This window comes from Arthrobacter sp. AD-310 (genome assembly GCF_054656615.1).
In genome coordinates, this window is the sequence record NZ_BAAHNO010000022.1 from 82,830 (window position 1) to 98,542 (window position 15,713).

Annotated in this window: 15 protein-coding genes; 12 read left to right on the plus strand and 3 right to left on the minus strand. The window is 60.6% G+C overall.

Annotated elements, in window-relative coordinates; translation table 11 throughout:
- Positions 1-110: 110 nt before the first annotated feature.
- The gene (locus ACYQ1Z_RS14100) at positions 111-830 is read left to right on the plus strand and encodes a hypothetical protein (protein ID WP_459793155.1); all 720 of its coding nucleotides are present in this window, start codon (positions 111-113) and stop codon (positions 828-830) included.
- A gap of 92 nt (positions 831-922) precedes the next feature.
- Here ACYQ1Z_RS14100 and ACYQ1Z_RS14105 read toward each other — a convergent pair whose 3' ends face one another.
- Positions 923-1,315 carry a DUF6994 family protein gene (locus tag ACYQ1Z_RS14105; RefSeq protein WP_459793156.1) on the minus strand — a complete coding sequence of 131 codons (393 nt, stop codon included), beginning with the start codon at positions 1,313-1,315 and terminating at the stop codon, positions 923-925.
- 206 nt (positions 1,316-1,521) lie between these two features.
- Between ACYQ1Z_RS14105 and ACYQ1Z_RS14110 the strand changes: the two genes are divergently transcribed.
- The 6 genes from ACYQ1Z_RS14110 to ACYQ1Z_RS14135 all read left to right on the plus strand — a co-directional run bounded on the left by ACYQ1Z_RS14110 (position 1,522) and on the right by ACYQ1Z_RS14135 (position 5,316).
- Entirely contained in the window at positions 1,522-1,821 is a 300-nt protein-coding gene (locus ACYQ1Z_RS14110; RefSeq protein ID WP_459793157.1) for a DUF4193 domain-containing protein, read from the plus strand.
- Positions 1,793-2,221 carry a hypothetical protein gene (locus ACYQ1Z_RS14115; protein ID WP_459793158.1) on the plus strand — a complete coding sequence of 143 codons (429 nt, stop codon included), beginning with the start codon at positions 1,793-1,795 and terminating at the stop codon, positions 2,219-2,221. Before ACYQ1Z_RS14110 ends, ACYQ1Z_RS14115 begins: the two co-directional genes overlap by 29 nt.
- 433 nt (positions 2,222-2,654) lie before the next feature.
- Complete coding sequence (locus tag ACYQ1Z_RS14120) at positions 2,655-3,086, plus strand: LexA family protein (protein ID WP_459793159.1); 432 nt, start codon at positions 2,655-2,657, stop codon at positions 3,084-3,086.
- Between the two features lie 9 nt (positions 3,087-3,095).
- A complete protein-coding gene (locus ACYQ1Z_RS14125) occupies positions 3,096-4,394 on the plus strand; it encodes a Y-family DNA polymerase (protein WP_459793160.1) in 1,299 nt (432 codons plus the stop codon).
- 113 nt (positions 4,395-4,507) lie between these two features.
- Positions 4,508-4,768 (plus strand): hypothetical protein, encoded by a 261-nt coding sequence (locus ACYQ1Z_RS14130; RefSeq protein ID WP_459793161.1) that lies wholly within the window; start codon positions 4,508-4,510, stop codon positions 4,766-4,768.
- Positions 4,759-5,316: a hypothetical protein gene (locus tag ACYQ1Z_RS14135; RefSeq protein WP_459793162.1), complete on the plus strand. Its 558-nt coding sequence runs from the start codon at positions 4,759-4,761 to the stop codon at positions 5,314-5,316. The genes ACYQ1Z_RS14130 and ACYQ1Z_RS14135 overlap by 10 nt, the downstream gene beginning before the upstream one ends.
- Before the next feature lie 13 nt (positions 5,317-5,329).
- On the opposite strand, the gene ACYQ1Z_RS14140 is transcribed toward ACYQ1Z_RS14135, so the two are convergent.
- Both ACYQ1Z_RS14140 and ACYQ1Z_RS14145 read right to left on the minus strand, forming a co-directional pair.
- Positions 5,330-5,500 carry a hypothetical protein gene (locus tag ACYQ1Z_RS14140; protein ID WP_459793163.1) on the minus strand — a complete coding sequence of 57 codons (171 nt, stop codon included), beginning with the start codon at positions 5,498-5,500 and terminating at the stop codon, positions 5,330-5,332.
- The gene (locus ACYQ1Z_RS14145) at positions 5,497-5,682 is read right to left on the minus strand and encodes a hypothetical protein (protein ID WP_459793164.1); all 186 of its coding nucleotides are present in this window, start codon (positions 5,680-5,682) and stop codon (positions 5,497-5,499) included. The genes ACYQ1Z_RS14140 and ACYQ1Z_RS14145 overlap by 4 nt, the downstream gene beginning before the upstream one ends.
- Before the next feature lie 163 nt (positions 5,683-5,845).
- On the opposite strand from ACYQ1Z_RS14145, the gene ACYQ1Z_RS14150 reads away from it, so the two are divergent.
- From ACYQ1Z_RS14150 to ACYQ1Z_RS14170, 5 genes are all read left to right on the plus strand, one after another.
- A complete protein-coding gene (locus ACYQ1Z_RS14150; protein ID WP_459793165.1) occupies positions 5,846-8,077 on the plus strand; it encodes a DNA topoisomerase in 2,232 nt (743 codons plus the stop codon).
- A 109-nt stretch (positions 8,078-8,186) separates the two neighbouring features.
- Positions 8,187-9,056: a hypothetical protein gene (locus ACYQ1Z_RS14155; protein ID WP_459793166.1), complete on the plus strand. Its 870-nt coding sequence runs from the start codon at positions 8,187-8,189 to the stop codon at positions 9,054-9,056.
- A 277-nt stretch (positions 9,057-9,333) separates the two neighbouring features.
- Entirely contained in the window at positions 9,334-11,610 is a 2,277-nt protein-coding gene (locus ACYQ1Z_RS14160; protein ID WP_459793167.1) for a hypothetical protein, read from the plus strand.
- A 35-nt stretch (positions 11,611-11,645) separates the two neighbouring features.
- Positions 11,646-15,059: a hypothetical protein gene (locus ACYQ1Z_RS14165; RefSeq protein WP_459793168.1), complete on the plus strand. Its 3,414-nt coding sequence runs from the start codon at positions 11,646-11,648 to the stop codon at positions 15,057-15,059.
- A gap of 229 nt (positions 15,060-15,288) precedes the next feature.
- Positions 15,289-15,681: a hypothetical protein gene (locus ACYQ1Z_RS14170; protein ID WP_459793169.1), complete on the plus strand. Its 393-nt coding sequence runs from the start codon at positions 15,289-15,291 to the stop codon at positions 15,679-15,681.
- The last annotated feature ends 32 nt before the right edge of the window (positions 15,682-15,713 follow it).

The following is a 15,713-nucleotide window of genomic DNA, read 5'->3' on the forward strand; positions in this document are numbered from 1 at the left end:
AAGGAAGACCCCCGCACGGCAACGGCCGTGCGGGGTCTTCCTTTTTTGGCGCAACTACCGGTTGGAAGCCTGCACCCGCACCCATTGCAACCCTTTAGGAAGGAAGAACCATGAAAGATCAGCACTCATACACCTGCATTCAGTGGGCACACCAGCGTTTCCTCAGGAGCGCAAAACTCAACGGCGGCGCATCCACGATCGCGGCAAGTTGGGTGTGGTCCTTCGGCAAGGTTGCCGGCCAGGTCCACAACTACCTGGAATCCGGGCACCTCAGGGCCGAGCCACTGCCGGCTTCCCTGGTTCACGAGATTCTGGGGCTGGCGCAGTCTTCTTACGGACGGTTTCCAGCAGGAGATGTCCGCCGCGTCCTTATCGATACATGGCGAGGGCTTGCTCACGTGTACGGAGCAGCGGATTTCGGGAACCGGGAGATGGACCGGCTGAAGATGCTGACCGACTGGGCTGAAGCCATCGAAGCATTGCGGTACAGCGGGTTCCCGGGACTGCCCGGAATGGTGGCGGCTTATGGGGCCGAACGCCGCCGCCTGGACCTCACAAAGCTCCGGCCCGGCCTGCATAATTTCAAGTACGTGGGCGTGCTCCTGGATCTGTTGAAGCTGTATGAACCGCGTCCCAGGCCAACTTGTACCTCAGTTGTGGGGAAACGAGTGGACATTAAAAAGCCAACCGCCTCCAGGTCAGGACGAAGTGCTATGGCCCGGGACGGCAGGAGTGTCCGATTGGCTAAACCGTCAACGGCAGTGCCGGCGATTGAGCTCCACGGCAATTGGCGGGACCACTGGAGCAATACCTTGCCCGAGATGGTCTGAGCTCGGTGGCGATAGTATCCACGCCCGTTGCGATTCTCGGCGTGGGGTGCCTATGTCAACACTCCGGGTCGGGGCGGTGTGTCTGGTCCGGGTCATTCAAACACAGTTATCAGATCAGGTGTCATTGTCGTTGGCGTGGGCTGCCAACAAGGGTTACGAACTTCAATTTCGGGGTGGTGCTCCGTGACCCACTCGGCCATCCGCCGCCCCCGTCCTGCGATGAACTCCAGCGTTGCCTCCCGGTACGTTACGTACTCGTCTTTTGTGGCCGGCATCCCGGAACGCTTGAAGTTGTCGAAGGGCAGGTAGAACCGAACCTCTTCGTAGTCGGGTGTCACGAGGTCTTGAAAGTGGAAGAACTCCACAAACTCCTTGAACCCGTCGAAGAGCGCAAAGAAGTCCGCGTACGCGTTGATGACATCGGCCAGAGGGCTCTCCGGTTCTCCTGCGTAATGACGCCGGATGCACTCGAGGGTCAGCCGCAAATGTCGCGGCCATCGGCTGTGTCCCAGACTAGGTGTCACTTCCTGATATTGAAACCCCAAGTGGCCGACTGACTCTCGGCAATGTCCATGTTCCCTGTGGTTCAGATTGTGTGCCCATGCAGCGCGGCTCTTTTAGGGAATTCTTCCTATGTCCTGTACGTTGCAGTCGCCGACAAACCCATCAACAGAATTGAGATGCAACCTTCGTGGCAACTGATTACGATGAACTGCGCACCGACGTCAAGGAATCCCAGGAGAACTCGCTGGAGGCCTTGAAGTCAGCCAAAGCGCCCGACGCCAAGGCTGTTGTGCTGGAGCTCGATGAGGCTGACACACTGGACGGCCTGACTCCCGGCGGGGAGTTCATTGCCGAAGAGCTCGTTGTGCAGGTCATTCCCCAGGCCGAGGACGAGTTCACCTGCTACTCCTGCTTCCTGGTTCGTCACCGTTCGCAGAAAGCCAGCGAGAAGGACGGCCATGCCTACTGCGTCGAGTGTGTTGGCTGAGCGCTTCTGGCCGGCTGTCCCGGATCACATCTGGGACAGCATCCGGGAGGAATTCACCCTGCCGACAGCTACAGAGCTGGAGAGCCACTTCCAGGTTGCAGGAGATCCCGAGGCAATGCGGCGGGCAGTGCGGGTGTTTATCGACGAGGGTACTTTCTGCCCGGGCTTCCAGCTGAGGGACGGGCTTCTCCACGAACCGGTGCTGTGGCTCTTTGAGGATGCCCTGACGTTGAAGGTCCCGCATAACGTCTTCGCCGCCTGGATGGTCTCTGCACTTCCTGGGGCAGCAGGTGCTGGCTCTGGTATCCGGCCCGTGGACCGGCTGAACAACCTGCCACAACTTCGAGATGCGCTGGCTGTTTTTGCTAACCGGTACCGGCCGGTCGAGAAGCGGCGCTAGAGGCTCGGCCGGAGTCGAACAGGCAGCAGGGTTCTAGTAGCAATTTCTGCTCGCGGACTATCAGCTCCAGCAGGAAACACGCCAACAGGCCAGGAACGGTAGGTCCTCACATGAAGAGAAGGAGCCCATACGATGCGGTCGGAACTGAATCCTCTCCATCGACCGTGTGTCCACGGCGGCCCCTTCTCATCGGCAGGGTACACCGATGCAGAGGTTCCGTTAACCCCTCAATCCTGTTGTTTTGAGATGAGCAGTCGAGGCGCGTTAGGGATGCAGTAGCGAAGCAGTAGCTTTCGTCTTGTAGCTCAGAAACCAATGGAAGCGGGGGCGCTACGTACAGCGAGGCGCCGTATAGTTAAGGTTCGAAGACATATTCACATGTTCATAACTCTGTGGAGAACATAGTTTCGATTGCCCCAGGAGGTACTGGCCGATGAGCGCTGTTGTTGTCGCCGTCCTCGATGTGCACAGCTCCCCGATACCAGGGCCACTGTTGTCTCCAGTGTCTGTGCCGGCAGGGTTTCCCTCTCCCGCCCAGGACTATTTCACGGGCCGCATCGACCTGAACAAGCATCTGATCAAGGACATCACCAGCACCTTCCTCGTGCGGGTCTCAGGCCACTCGATGGCCGGCGCGGGTATCGCCGATGGCGACGAGCTGGTGGTGGACAGATCCATTACGCCTGTGGACGGGAGCGTTGTCGTGGCCATCATTGACGACGAGCTGACCATCAAGCGGCTCCGTCTTGAGCACGGCAGGGTTCGGCTCGCCGCTGAGAACCCGGACTATCCCGACGTGGTTGTGCCGGAACTGGCGGAGCTGACCATCTGGGGCGTAGTTACCCGTTGCCTGCACCGGCTTTAGCAGGCCGTCATGCGTGAGTTGCCGGGAGGACGCGTGGAGCGAACCGCCCTTATTGACGTGAACTCGTTCTACGTCTCCTGCGAAAGGGCGTTTGACCCAAAGTTGGAGGCAAAACCCGTCGTTGTGCTGTCCAACAATGATGGCTGCGTCGTCGCCCGGTCCAACGAGGCCAAGGCGCTGGGCATTGAAAACGGTGACCCTTGGTTCAAGCTGAAGGCCGACGCCAAACGGACCGGCCTCATCGCCAGGAGTTCCAATTACGAGCTCTACGGCGACCTTTCAAGCCGCGTCATGGAACTCCTCGGCAGGTTTAGTTTCCTCGAAGAGGTCTACTCGATTGACGAAGCCTTCGTCACCCTCCGGGGCACCCCAGAGGAGCTCGTGAAAGTCGGCAGAGACATGAAAGCCGCCGTGGCGAAGCATGTGGGCCTGCCCGTCTGCGTGGGCATCGCACCGACAAAAACCCTGGCTAAGTTCTCCAACAGGGTCGCCAAACAGAACCCTGCGATGGAAGGAGTTTGCAGCTACGACATCCTTCCCGCGGCGCATCGCGATCACATCATGTCCCGGGTCCCGGTGACAGGAATCTGGGGAATCGCTAGCCGGCTCGGCAAGCGGCTCAACGCCCTGGGCATCTTCACCATCGCCGATTTGAAGGCAGCGGACCCGGTCGCCATGCGGAAGAAGTTCTCGGTGCTGATGCAGCGAACGATCATGGAGCTCAATGAGATTCCGTGCATTCCTTTGGAGACTGAGATTGCCAGCAAGAAGCAGCTGATCTTTTCCAGGTCATTTTCCAAGCCTGTAACCACCACCGCGAGGATGCACGAAGTGATGGCCATTTACGCACAGCAGGCAGCCATACGCCTGGCCAAGGACGGGCAGCAGGCCAAGCTGATGTCCTGCTTCGCCGGGACATCGCACTTCAACGAAAAGGTATCCGCGTTTCCGTCAGCGACGGTGAAACTGCCTGCTCCGACGGCCGATCCGGTGATCCTGACCAAGGCGGCAGTCTCAGCCCTGGAGGGACGCATTCTGGATGGCGTCCCCTATGCCAGGGCAGGGGTGATGCTGATGGAACTGTCGCCGGCCGGAGCCGCCCCACAATTGCCAGCGTTTGCTACAGCCCACGAGGAGAAACACATCGGCTCCCTGCTCGGGGACATCATGGACCGGTTTGGGACAGGGTCCATCGGTTTGGGTCGCGCTGGGATGGTCGAACCGCCGGACTGGGGAATGAAGCGCCAGGCTTTGTCGCCGCGCTACACCACGGAATGGGATGAGCTGCTGGTCGTTAAGGCAGCGTGATCTGCACTGGACAGTCCAACAAGCTGTTGGACTTCTACGCCAAGGAGTGACACTTTCCCACGAAGGTTCCCCATGGAGGTCCTGTGCTCACACCGGGTTGTAGCGTTCTGACCATGGTCTATTCGCTGGATACAACCGAATCCGAAAAGGAAGTACAGGCTGGATTATGGCTGATCCGGAAGGCCGGCCATCGTATCGAAGTGCTGCTGGAGGAACCGGGACTGCGGGATCCGGAAAAGGGCAGCCGGCTTGCTGCTGTGGATGCGTTGACGCCCTACCAGCCCATGTCCAATCAGCTGTCCATCTTCGACATGGTTGCGGTCGATAACCTGCGCGCAGCGGTGAAGTACAGAAGGCCAACGACGTGCCCATGATCGCCTTATATTCGATGATTCGGTCGGCAGTGGAAGCAACGTCCTATGGGCTCTGGCTGCTGCACGCCGGGAAGGTGAATAAGCAAGCCTTCCTGTCCCTGCGGATCTCCTACGAGAACAATGAAGATCTCGCCAACCTGGGAAAGGTCTTCGTACCCGGGCAGGAATCTGGCGACGACAGCGTCCGGAAACGACTCCGGGAGCTTCAGCAAGCCATCCCTGCCTACAGGAACCATGATCTTTCAGCGCATCCAACGACAACCGATGTCATCTCGAATGCTGACAAGGCAGTACCCAAGAGGGAGACCTTCTCAGGGCTCCAAGTGTGGAAATCTTGCAGCGGCCTGGCCCACGCCAACGGCGCGGTAATCCCGCACATCCTGGAACGCAAGTTTGCCGGCGACGTGGAAAACGGCAAGATGTTCCGCCTCACGTCGCGGATGACCATGCTCGGCGCCTTTCTGATCACGGGTGTCGAGAATCTTGAGACGTTGCGGGTCCTGCACCGGGACGCGACTGCGGCACCGCCCTGGTCCAAAAAAGCCTGAGGAGCGCCTGGTCTTATCGCGAGAACGTCTTGAAAAAGCGGACCTTCAGCTGTGTCCAACTGTCCTGAACACGCATTACCGCCTTAGGCCAGAGAACGTCCGCGATCTTCAGCGGCATAAAGCCGGGTTTGTTCCGCACCTCAAGCATGACCTCGGCGGTCAGCTTCTTCTGTCGCGCGTTCATGAGCTGGCCCGCAGAGTCAGAACGGCCCTTGCAGCGAAGGCGGCGCCGGCGAGAAACAGAATGATGGCTGAGACGGTGGAGTACCAGGCTCCATTGGCGGTCAGTGCGATGTAGATGCCGATGAGAGAGAAAACAACTGCCCCCAGCGACCAAATGAGCGTTGCTCTTCTGGTGTTGTTCACGGTCCCAGCCTAAGGGACGGCGACGTAAATCAGGCATTGCCTCAGTTGCTGTTACGTCTATTTGTCTGTTTTCTGTTGGTAGATGAGTAAATCTGCGACTATACTGGGCAGCACAAACCCGACAATTAAGACCGCCCCACAGACACAGGAAGTGCTGGTAAACATGACAATCGGAATCTTGACGGAAAAGCCCAGTGCCGCCCGTCATTTTGCTGCTGCACTGGGTGGGATGACGGGGACCTACAAGGGTGAGAAGTACGTGATCACGGCGGCCCGGGGCCACTTGTACGAGTTCGCGGATCCGGCTCAGATGGTTGCCGCCGGGCTGTCGGAGCAGTACAAGTCTTGGGAGTTGGAGCATCTCCCTTGGAACCCGGACGATTTCACCTGGGAACGCGTGATGAAGCCAGGAGCCCAGGCCACGCTCAAGGAGATCAAAACTGCCCTCAGCGCCTGCGACGAGATCGTCATCGCCACCGATGTGGACCCTTCGGGGGAGGGCACCGCGATCGCGGTCAACATCCTCGATGAGTTGAAGCTGACCGGCAAGAAGACCACCCGGATGTACTTCACCGATGAAGCTCCTGCCTCGCTCCAGAAGGCGTTCACGGCCCGCGTGCCGGTCCCGGACCCGCTTCAGGACAGCGACTACCTGATGGCGAACTACCGCACTAAGTTCGACCTGCTGTCGATGCAGTGGACCCGCATTGCCTCCAAGAGCGCCGGCCAGCGCGCCGTCCTGCGGCAGGGACGGCTGAAGTCGGCCATGGTGAAGCTGGTCGGGGATCAGCTGAAGGCGCACAACGACTACAAGAAGATCCCGTTCTACGAGAACCGCTTCAAGGACGAAAACGGGGTTGTCTACACCAGCGAGGACGAGCCCAGTTTTCCTGACAAGAAGGACGTCCCCAATCAGTACATGACCTCCCCTGTGGTCTTGGACGGCAAGGCAGATAAACGCCAGTCGCCCCCGAGGCTGATGGACCTGGCGGGCTTGTCAGCAGTGCTTTCCGCCAAGGGTGTGAAGGCTGAGACGGTGCTCTCCGTCTACCAGAAACTCTATGAATCCCAGATCGTCAGCTACCCGCGAACTGACGACAAGTGCATCACGACGGAGCAGTTCAATGAACTGCTGCCGCGTATCGATAAGATCGCCGCGGTAGTTGGCACGGACACGCAGCTGCTCACCCAGCGGACGCCCCGCAAGACCCACGTCAAGGACACCGGCGTTGCCCACGGTGCCAACCGTCCGGGACCTGAGGTACCCGCGTCGATGGATGAGCTCAAGACCAAGTTTGGGCCGGTCGCCCCATTGATTTATGAGCTGTTGGCGAAGAACTACCTGGCGATGCTCGCGGAGGACTACCTCTATGAGCGGCAGGAAGGGCACCTGGAGAAGTACCCCGCATTCAAAGGCGCGGCGAATGTGCCCAAGTCTCTGGGCTACAAGGCCGTGTTCGATGCGGATGCCTCCAAGGATGACGCCGACGACATGGACGACGACGAGAACGCCACAGGACTGGGCACCAGCGCTGATCCGTTCGTCCACGAGGGCTTCCCGAAGCGCCCTGCGCACCCGTCCATGAAGTGGCTCATGAAGCAGCTGGAGAAGCGCGACGTGGGCACCGGCGCCACCCGTACCAGCACCTACGCTGAGGTCACCAACGACAAGGCCAAGTTCCCGCTGCTCAGTGAGAAGCGGGGCAAGATCACCATGAGCGAGTACGGCGATATGGGCTACCTGCTGCTGCCCGGCACCCACATCGGGGACCTCACGGTCACCGAATATGTGCAGTCCGAGATGAAGGCTGTCGCTGCCGGCAAGAAGTCGGCCGACGAGGCACTGTCCGTCGTCGCGCAATGGGTGACCAGCGACATCAAGACCATGCAGACCAACGCAGTAACGATGAAGCAGGAGCTCGGGGTGACCGCAGTTCAGACCAGGGAAAAGTTCGAGGGCACCTGGACCAGGACCGGTCAGCAGGTCAGCTTCAACCGTGTGTGGGGCACCAACCCGCATTGGAAGGGCCACCGCTTCACGGACGAGGAGTGCGCCAGGCTGCTCAAGGGTGACGTTATTTCCTTTGATGCCGTCTCGAAGGCGAAGAAGAACTACACCGCGGTGGGAAGCCTGGAGGAAGGGGAGTTCAACGGCAGGAAGTTTGTTGGCTTCAAGCCGGACTTCGACAAGAAGGACGCCACCGCCTCGCCGGTACCCAAGGTGCTGCTGGGCCACACGTTCACCGCCGATGAACGCAAGCGCCTGGAGGCCGGCGAGAAAGTCTTCGTCGACGGAATGAAGTCCAAAAAGGGGAACATCTTCGGATCCACCCTGTACGTGGGCGTCAAGGACGGCGAAACCCGCGAAAGCCTGATCTTCGATTTCGGCAAATAACCGGCAACTGAGGGGCTGGCCGGCGCTGTCCATGACGGGCAGCGCCGGTCGGCCGACAGTGCCGGGAGTTCCAATTTTGAGCAAGACAACGAGCAAGTAGGAGCACAAAGTGCCGAAATCGGTCTACAAGGTCCCGGCCAGCCTCAACCGGTCCTTCCTCAACCACGAGATCACGCTGTCCGGCGGCGGAATGCAGTCAAAGCCACTGCCAATGAAGGTGCTGCTGTTCTGGGCCGCGTCGATCCTGTCTCTGTTCTGGGTGGTGAGCAGCACCTTCGTGGCAACCGCCGACTGGTGGATCATCGCCCTGGTAGTCATCTGGTGGTTGGTGGCTACGGCATTCCTGGGTCAGTACTCCAAGACCAAGGAAATGAAGTACATGTCTGTGCCGGCCCTTCTGGCATACGTGCCTACTGCGGCCCGGAGGGTGCTGACCCGCAAGTCGACCAACCCCAGCGCTTTCTATTCGGTGGTTGGCATCGACAACATCGACGAGTCCGGCCTGATCAAATATGCCGACGGCACCTACGGTCAGGGCTACCTGGTCGTTGGCTCAGCCTCAATCCTCCTGTTCGAGGAGGACCGGAAAGCCATCTTGAACCGGGTGGATTCGTTCTGGCGCAAGGTGGACACCACCTGCGAGTACACCTTTGTGACCACAAAGGAACCCCAGCGGGTCTACCACCAGATCGCCAACCTGGAGCGGCGCAACCTGGCACTGGAGGTCCGGGATCCGGAGCTCAAGGAGCTGATGGATGAGCAGTACGACATCCTCCACGACTATGTCGGCAACCAGTTCAAGTCCATCCACCAGTACCTGCTGCTCAAGGCCGACAACCTGGAGGCCCTGCGGCGCGCACACACTATCCTCCAGTCTGAGGTTGAAAGCTCGGCCCTGATGATCAAGGGCTGCACGATGCTCAACGGCGCCGACGTCACAGAGATGCTCACAGTTATCTACAAGGGCAAGCAGGCGTAGCCGGCCCCCGCAGTACAAAAGCCCCGTCGCACCTTGTGTGTGGCGGGGCTTCTGCGTGCCGGAGACAGGCAAAACGACGCCGCCGGCGCCCATGGGCGCGCTCCCACAGCAAAGCCATACACGCACATAAGATGCAACTCAGTCATGTATAACGGCTCCGTTTATGCTCATAAATGGGCAAAACCAACTTACAGCCGTGTTGCTCTCGTGTAGGATGAGGCTTGACCTCTATCACCTCATAAACCAGTCAGAATGACACGAAGGGAGCGTGGTGGGCATGAGCGTGCAAACCACGGGCGTACCGCCGCACGACAGCAGTGTGGACCACGATGCCTCCAATCAGCCCGGGGATCTTGCTGTCCTGATGGACCGGCAGCAGGACAACGACGCGGAGATCTCGGCTGACAGCACACGGGGCGGCTTTGCGGCGTCCCTGGCAGCACTGAAAGCCGAGGAAAGCGCCGCGCCCGATGAAACCGCAGAAGCACCCAGGACGCGTGCTGACAAGCGTGCGGAGCGTAGGGCCCGCAAGGATGCCCGCCAGCTGAAGGGCTCCTTTGAGACCTATCCGCACCTGCTGGCACTCAAACCAAAGGAAAAGTACGTCTTCCGTTCCGACTACTTCGAGGTGGACGAAAACTACGTGGCCTGCATCATGGGCTTCTTCCACGACGAGGCAGCACGCGACGACTTCGGGGCGTTCTGGGGCATCAACAGGATTCCCAACGGACTTGAGGACGGCGTCACCGTCGTGGTCCTGGAGCAGGTCCGCCGCATGGGCGAAAAGTGGATCGACGAGCACATGAAGGTGTCGGAGAAACTGGACAAGCTTGAAGAGGGTGAGCAGGCCCAGTCGGGCACCATGCGCTCCCGGCGCAAGGCTGCAAAGGTGGCCGACGACATGGAGATCATCGCCGGTGAGGTCCAGGATGGTGCGAGCTACCTGCACGTCCATAACCGCCTGTTGATCAAGGCCCCGAACCTGGAGACGCTCGACGCCAGCATCGACAAGATCAGCCGGCTGTTCATCGACCGCTTCGGAACCCTGACGGTTGCCGCCTATCCCGGTGAGCAGCGCCAGGAGCTCAGCAAGCTGTTTGCCAAGAACGAGAAGAAGCGCGGCAACGGTTTCCACTTCACCTCAATCGAGTTCGCCGGTTCGCACTCCCTGGTCACCAACGGGCTGAATGATGCCTCAGGGGAGTACGTGGGGTACATGGTGGGCGATGTGAACAACAGCGCCGTGCTGTTCGACGTGAACCAATACAAGCACCATGTGGTGGTGGCTGACGCGGCGATGAATGACTTCCTGGAGCGCTCCTACGTCGCAGATATGTGGGGCTCCAAGATTTCCCAGTCAGCGATGCTGAACAACGGCAAGACCGTCCATCTGGTGCTCAACGGTGCCAACCTGGACAAGCTCGGCCCTGAATTCAATGGGCTCACCTCGCGGGTGGATATGAGCCAGGGTGACGTGAACATGTTCGAGATGTTCGGTGACCGTGAGGATGAACTGAGCATCTTCTCCGCGCACATGCAGAAGCTGGTTCTCATGGCCGAGCAAGCCTACGAGCCCACTGAGAATGATCGCTCGATCATCCGGGGCGAGCTGGAGAAGACCGCCACCCGGTTCTACGTCGACCAGGGCATGTGGGCGTTCAACGCCAAGCACAATCGGGGTCGGCTGCGCATCGTGGACATTCCGCACGCCCAAGTGCCCCGGCTACAGCTCTTCGTAACGTACCTGGACACCCAGTACAAGGCCCTTGCCAACGGCTCGACCAGCGATCAGGGCATGATCCAGGCGTACTCGATCCTCTCGTCGGTGTTCCAGAATCTCCTCAACAACAACGGGGACCTCTTCAATACGCATACGAGCTCAGCTATCGACGGAGTGCGGGACTCACGCCGGGTCATTTACGACTTCTCCAAGCTGATGCGGCGCGGCAAGGGCATCGCCATGGCCCAGCTGGTGAACATCGTCAGTTTCGCGGTGGGCAACCTGGGACTGAACGACACCCTGGTCATCCACGGTGTCGAGCACGTCGACAAGGCCGTGAAGCCGTACATCGAAAGCCAGCTTGAACACCTGCACAGCAGGGGAGGCCGGGTGGCGTACCTGTACAACGACGTGGACAAGATGCTCGCCGACGCAGCCTTCAACCGGTTCGACGCCGCCGATTACACGATCCTTGGGCCCATGCGTGACGCCACGGTCGCGGCCTACCAGAAGAAGCTGCACCAGGACATCCCGCCGGACCTTGAGGGCCTGGTGACGCAGCGGGGCGAGAACCTCAGCTACCTGCGCCGGGGCGTGACGAACGTGGTCTTCTTCATGGACCTGGCCCTGGGCATCAACCCGGCAAGGACCGGCAAGCGGGTCAGGCTCCCAGGGACGGCGAAGCCGGGAGGCAAGGCATCCCTGGTCAAAGAACGCCAGACCGAGGAGCGCGAAAAACGCATCAACAAACAGGGCGCCCAGGCCCGATCTGGACTTCCGGTCCGACAGCCGGCGGGGTCCAAAAAGGTCCTGGGAACCGGACCTTCCAGGTAATGCGAGATCAAACGACGAAGAAAGGACAACGAATCATGAAGACCGTGATCTCGCATATGCGTTCACACCGAAGCATCGGTTCGACCCGCAGCACTGTCACGGACGGGACATCCGGTGTTCGCACGGGGCGCCCGACGCTCATCCGGCGGATCATCGCTTTGGTGGTGATGGCTCTGCTGAGCGGCGTTGCCGCACTGGTGCTCAGCACTCCCGCCCAATCGGCCGAAGACACAGCCAACTACTCCTTTTATAAGCTCTCCAGCTCACTGGCGGCGTTCTTCTCCAATGCGCAGTCACCGGACGAGAATGCCGCACCGATTGATCCTGCCGTCTGGGGCTCGGTGCTCAATGAACCCGGCAGCGCCGGATCGATGCTGGGCTATGTGGATCCCGATTTCAGCTTCTCCATGGAGTTCCTGAACTCGCAGATTTCCGGCTCTTCCTCGGCAGTGGGCTACGACACGCTGACGTCGAGCACCAACGGCGGCGGAGGCGGCGATACGGCAACCCCCGGCATGCTCGACTACGCCCACTTCGGCGCCACGCTCAACGCCATGGGGCTGGACTCTATGGGCACCGGCCTGTCCCTCGGATTCGTCGAGCCCGTCGCCGGTGGGCTGATGCTGCTGCTGTACATCTTCACCGGTGTCGTGGACCTGCTTTTCGTCGGCATCATCTCGACCTTGAAGGCCTTGAATCCGTTCACGCTGTTCTACGAGGGCGTGAAACTGGTTAGCCCCACCTTCGCCGAAGGGATGACCGGAGGTCAGGCGCCTCCAGGATTCCTCGGAGGCCTGTCAGCATGGATCGGCCAGTGGTACCAGGTACTGAACAACATGGCCTGGACGGTGCTCGTCCCGCTGTTCATCGGCGTCCTGCTGCTGAGCCTGCTGCTGTTCAAGAACATGAACCGCGGCTCGGCCATCAAGAAGATGGTGATCCGGGTGACGTTCATCGGCCTGGGCCTGCCCCTGATCGGTTCGATGTACACCGGAGTTCTGAACTCCATGGGGGACGCCTCCGAGTCCGGCTCCGCCGGTTCCACGCAGGTTGTGCTGAGCACCTACGTCGACTTCCAGAGCTGGGCCTTCAAGAACCGGCTCTACGTGCCCGAGGGTGCAGTTATCGAATGGGAGGCAGGCAAGAACAAGCCCACGGCGGCCGCTCTCGCCAATGTGCGCAACACGGCACTGGAGATCAACAAGGCGACCAACCCAAGCTGGGCCACCATTGCCTCCAGCCTCAACGTGGGCCAGGACAAGAGCTGGACGGACGCCGCCCTCAACGACAGCGAAAGCAACTCCGGCGGCCTGAATGGCTATATGAGCACCATCGACCTGCTTGGCCGGTACATGAGCGGCTCCAAGATCGACGCTGCTTCGTACGAGACCGCGATCAAGGGCGACATTTCCACCTCACGCCCCTACACGAACGGATCTGACGGCAAGCAACAGGTCAGTGAGTGGTTCATCGACTTCAGCGATCCCAAAAAGGGTCTTCCCGAGATCGAGGACCCCGGCAAGGTCTCCGGGAACCCGGTCATGTCCGTCGCCGCCGGCACGGGCCTTCAGTCGAGCAATCCCGGGGCAACCTTTGGCACCAAGAAGTTCACCAGCCCGAGCCAGTGGGGATGCCAGTCGTGGGTTTCCACGGGCGACGGCGGGCCGCTGAACTGCAACATGTCCACGCTGTCGATGTACAACTACCTGAACACGTCGTTTGGCGAGGATTCCATGACGATGTACTCCTCGAACAAGTCCACGTCCGGGGCTACCCGCGAGATGCATAACTCGGTGACACAGGTCGGCACCGGAGTCATGAGCGGCCTGTACTGGTTGAACGCGATGGTGCTGCTGGGCAGCTTCGTCATCATCGGCCTGGGTTATGCCCTGGCGATGCTGTTCTCCAACATTCGGCGCGGCTTCCAGCTGATCACGGCGATCCCGTTCGCAACGGTCGGGGCAGTGCCCGGCATCGCGAAGGTCATCATCTACGCCACGGCGATGATTCTGGAAGTAATCGTGACCCTGTTTATCTACCGGTTCATCCAGGTGTTCCTGATCTCGATCCCGCAGATCGTGGAGATGCCGTTCTCGGCTGTACTCAATGGTGTTGCTCCCGGCGACACGGCAGCCATCAACCTGCTCAGCGGTGGAACGGTTTCGATGGTGATGACGGTGCTCTCGATCATCGCCTTGATCGCTTTCACCGTGCTCGCGCTGCGGGTCCGCAAGACTCTCGTCAAGTCGATCAACGAGGTCGTGACCAAGCTGATCGACAAGTTCATGGATACCAATATCGCTCCTCCCGGTGGCAAGGGTGGCATGATGCCGGCGCTGGCCGGCGGCCTGGCCTCTGGTGCCGGCATGGCGGCGGCGAGCAAGGCCATGGGTGGTGGTGGCATCGGTGGCGGTGCGCGCAAGCCCGGTGGTCCCGGTGCGGGTCCCGGGGGTATCCAGGCAGGCGGGATCCCCACGGTGGGAGGTCCCGGCAGCGGGCCTGGTGCAGACGGCGCTCCGGCTGGTTCCCTTACTGTCGGCGGCGGCACAGACATGGACATCTCCGGTGAGGCCGGCGGCCCCGGATCCGGTGGACCTGACGGTTCCGGCGGAGATCCTGGCCGAAACGGGCAGTCCGGCGGACCCTTGGCGCTGGGCGCCGGTTCCTCAACCAGCGGTGCACTCGGGATGCGCGGTGCCGCGGCCGATGACCAGTCCGTGGCGAAGGCCGTCCAGGCCCAAGGTGGATTGTCTGAACCGGGCAGCAAGGGCAGCGGCGACGTTCTCGACACGATGGCAGGTTCCATCAACAAGACTCAGTCCCAATACGGCGCAAAGGACAAGGCTCTTGCAGAGGGTGCCGTGGCCGGCGGCAAGGCCGTTGCCAAGGGCGCCGAAGCAGCCGGACGCGGGATGGCCGGAGATGCCGTTGGTGCCGCAGCTGCCGGTACGGACGCGCTCGGCCATGCCAAAAAGGTCCAAGGCAGCGCCCAGCAGGCACAGGCGATCCAGAAGGAGATCAACGCCCCCGCAACCTCGACCAGCGCTAAGGGTGCGGGTAAGACCCTCCGAGCCGGTGCAAGCAAGGCAGCCCCTGCCGCCGCAGGACGCCGCGCAGCGGCAACGGGCACACAGGCTCCCCGCCCGTCCCACGCAGCACCCGGCAAGGCTGCTCCCGCGCCTTCCTCCGGTCGCCGCGCCGCTGCTCAGGCAAGGCAGGGCACCCCTGCCGCTCCCGTCTCGCGACCGGCCCAGGTTCCGGTACGCCAGCAGGCGCCCGGAGCATCACGGGTCGCTTCCAGACCACAGCAGGCAGCTCCCCGTCAGGCACCTGCCACGGTCACTCCGGTTTCCAAGTCGGCCCCTTCACAGCGGCCGCGGGGCAACCAGCCCGCAGCTTCAATCCCGAAACCCAAGCTCCGCCGGCCCGGGAAGGACGGTGATGCCTAATCACAGGACTGATGTTGTGAGGTCGCGATAGAGATGCAAAGGCCGGATGGGCGAAAACGCCCATCCGGCCTTTGCTGTTATGTTCAACGGTTGCGTTTTATGCACGTATTCGAGAAGATAAGGGCAGGAAGCAGGTTGCTGATAAATGGCACTCCAGATAGTATCTTTCGTGGAGGGTGTCTTCAGCCCGACAAAACTGCTCGTATTCAAACCGATAGTGAGGACATCCATGAACACCTTCATCAGTCTGGCCGCCAACGCCGTGGCACCAGCCGCCAGCACAGCCCCGGTCCCCGCACTTCCGACAGCAGCCTGGGACGTCGTTTCGTTCTTCGAGAACGCCGCAGAATTCATCAAGACCGCCGGTGGCGGCTTCCTGATTGCGGTGGGCATTGCTGCGCTGGTGTGGGGCGCCTTCCTGGGCCTCAGAAAGCTGATGAGTGGCCAGCAGAATCAGGACAACTGGATGAAGATCATCGCCCTGATCATCGTCGGCGGCGCCGTCGCCGTTGGTGGTTTCGGCCTCGTCTTCACCATCGGTTCCGGCGGTAAGACCACCATTGAGGATCTGGGTGGAGCCACCATCTTCTGGAGTGCCGGTTCGCTGCTGGGCTTGGCATAAGTCCACAAAGCAGCACCTTCGTCCAGTACATC

Bases quoted from the DNA above. Each gene is read 5' to 3' on its own strand.
- ACYQ1Z_RS14100 (WP_459793155.1), top strand. From the start codon at position 111: ATGAAAGATCAGCACTCATACACCTGCATTCAGTGGGCACACCAGCGT.
- ACYQ1Z_RS14115 (WP_459793158.1), top strand. From the start codon at position 1,793: ATGCCTACTGCGTCGAGTGTGTTGGCTGAGCGCTTCTGGCCGGCTGTC.
- ACYQ1Z_RS14120 (WP_459793159.1), top strand. From the start codon at position 2,655: ATGAGCGCTGTTGTTGTCGCCGTCCTCGATGTGCACAGCTCCCCGATA.
- ACYQ1Z_RS14125 (WP_459793160.1), top strand. From the start codon at position 3,096: ATGCGTGAGTTGCCGGGAGGACGCGTGGAGCGAACCGCCCTTATTGAC.
- ACYQ1Z_RS14130 (WP_459793161.1), top strand. From the start codon at position 4,508: ATGGTCTATTCGCTGGATACAACCGAATCCGAAAAGGAAGTACAGGCT.
- ACYQ1Z_RS14140 (WP_459793163.1), bottom strand. From the start codon at position 5,500: ATGAACGCGCGACAGAAGAAGCTGACCGCCGAGGTCATGCTTGAGGTG.
- ACYQ1Z_RS14150 (WP_459793165.1), top strand. From the start codon at position 5,846: ATGACAATCGGAATCTTGACGGAAAAGCCCAGTGCCGCCCGTCATTTT.
- ACYQ1Z_RS14160 (WP_459793167.1), top strand. From the start codon at position 9,334: ATGAGCGTGCAAACCACGGGCGTACCGCCGCACGACAGCAGTGTGGAC.
- ACYQ1Z_RS14165 (WP_459793168.1), top strand. From the start codon at position 11,646: ATGAAGACCGTGATCTCGCATATGCGTTCACACCGAAGCATCGGTTCG.
- ACYQ1Z_RS14170 (WP_459793169.1), top strand. From the start codon at position 15,289: ATGAACACCTTCATCAGTCTGGCCGCCAACGCCGTGGCACCAGCCGCC.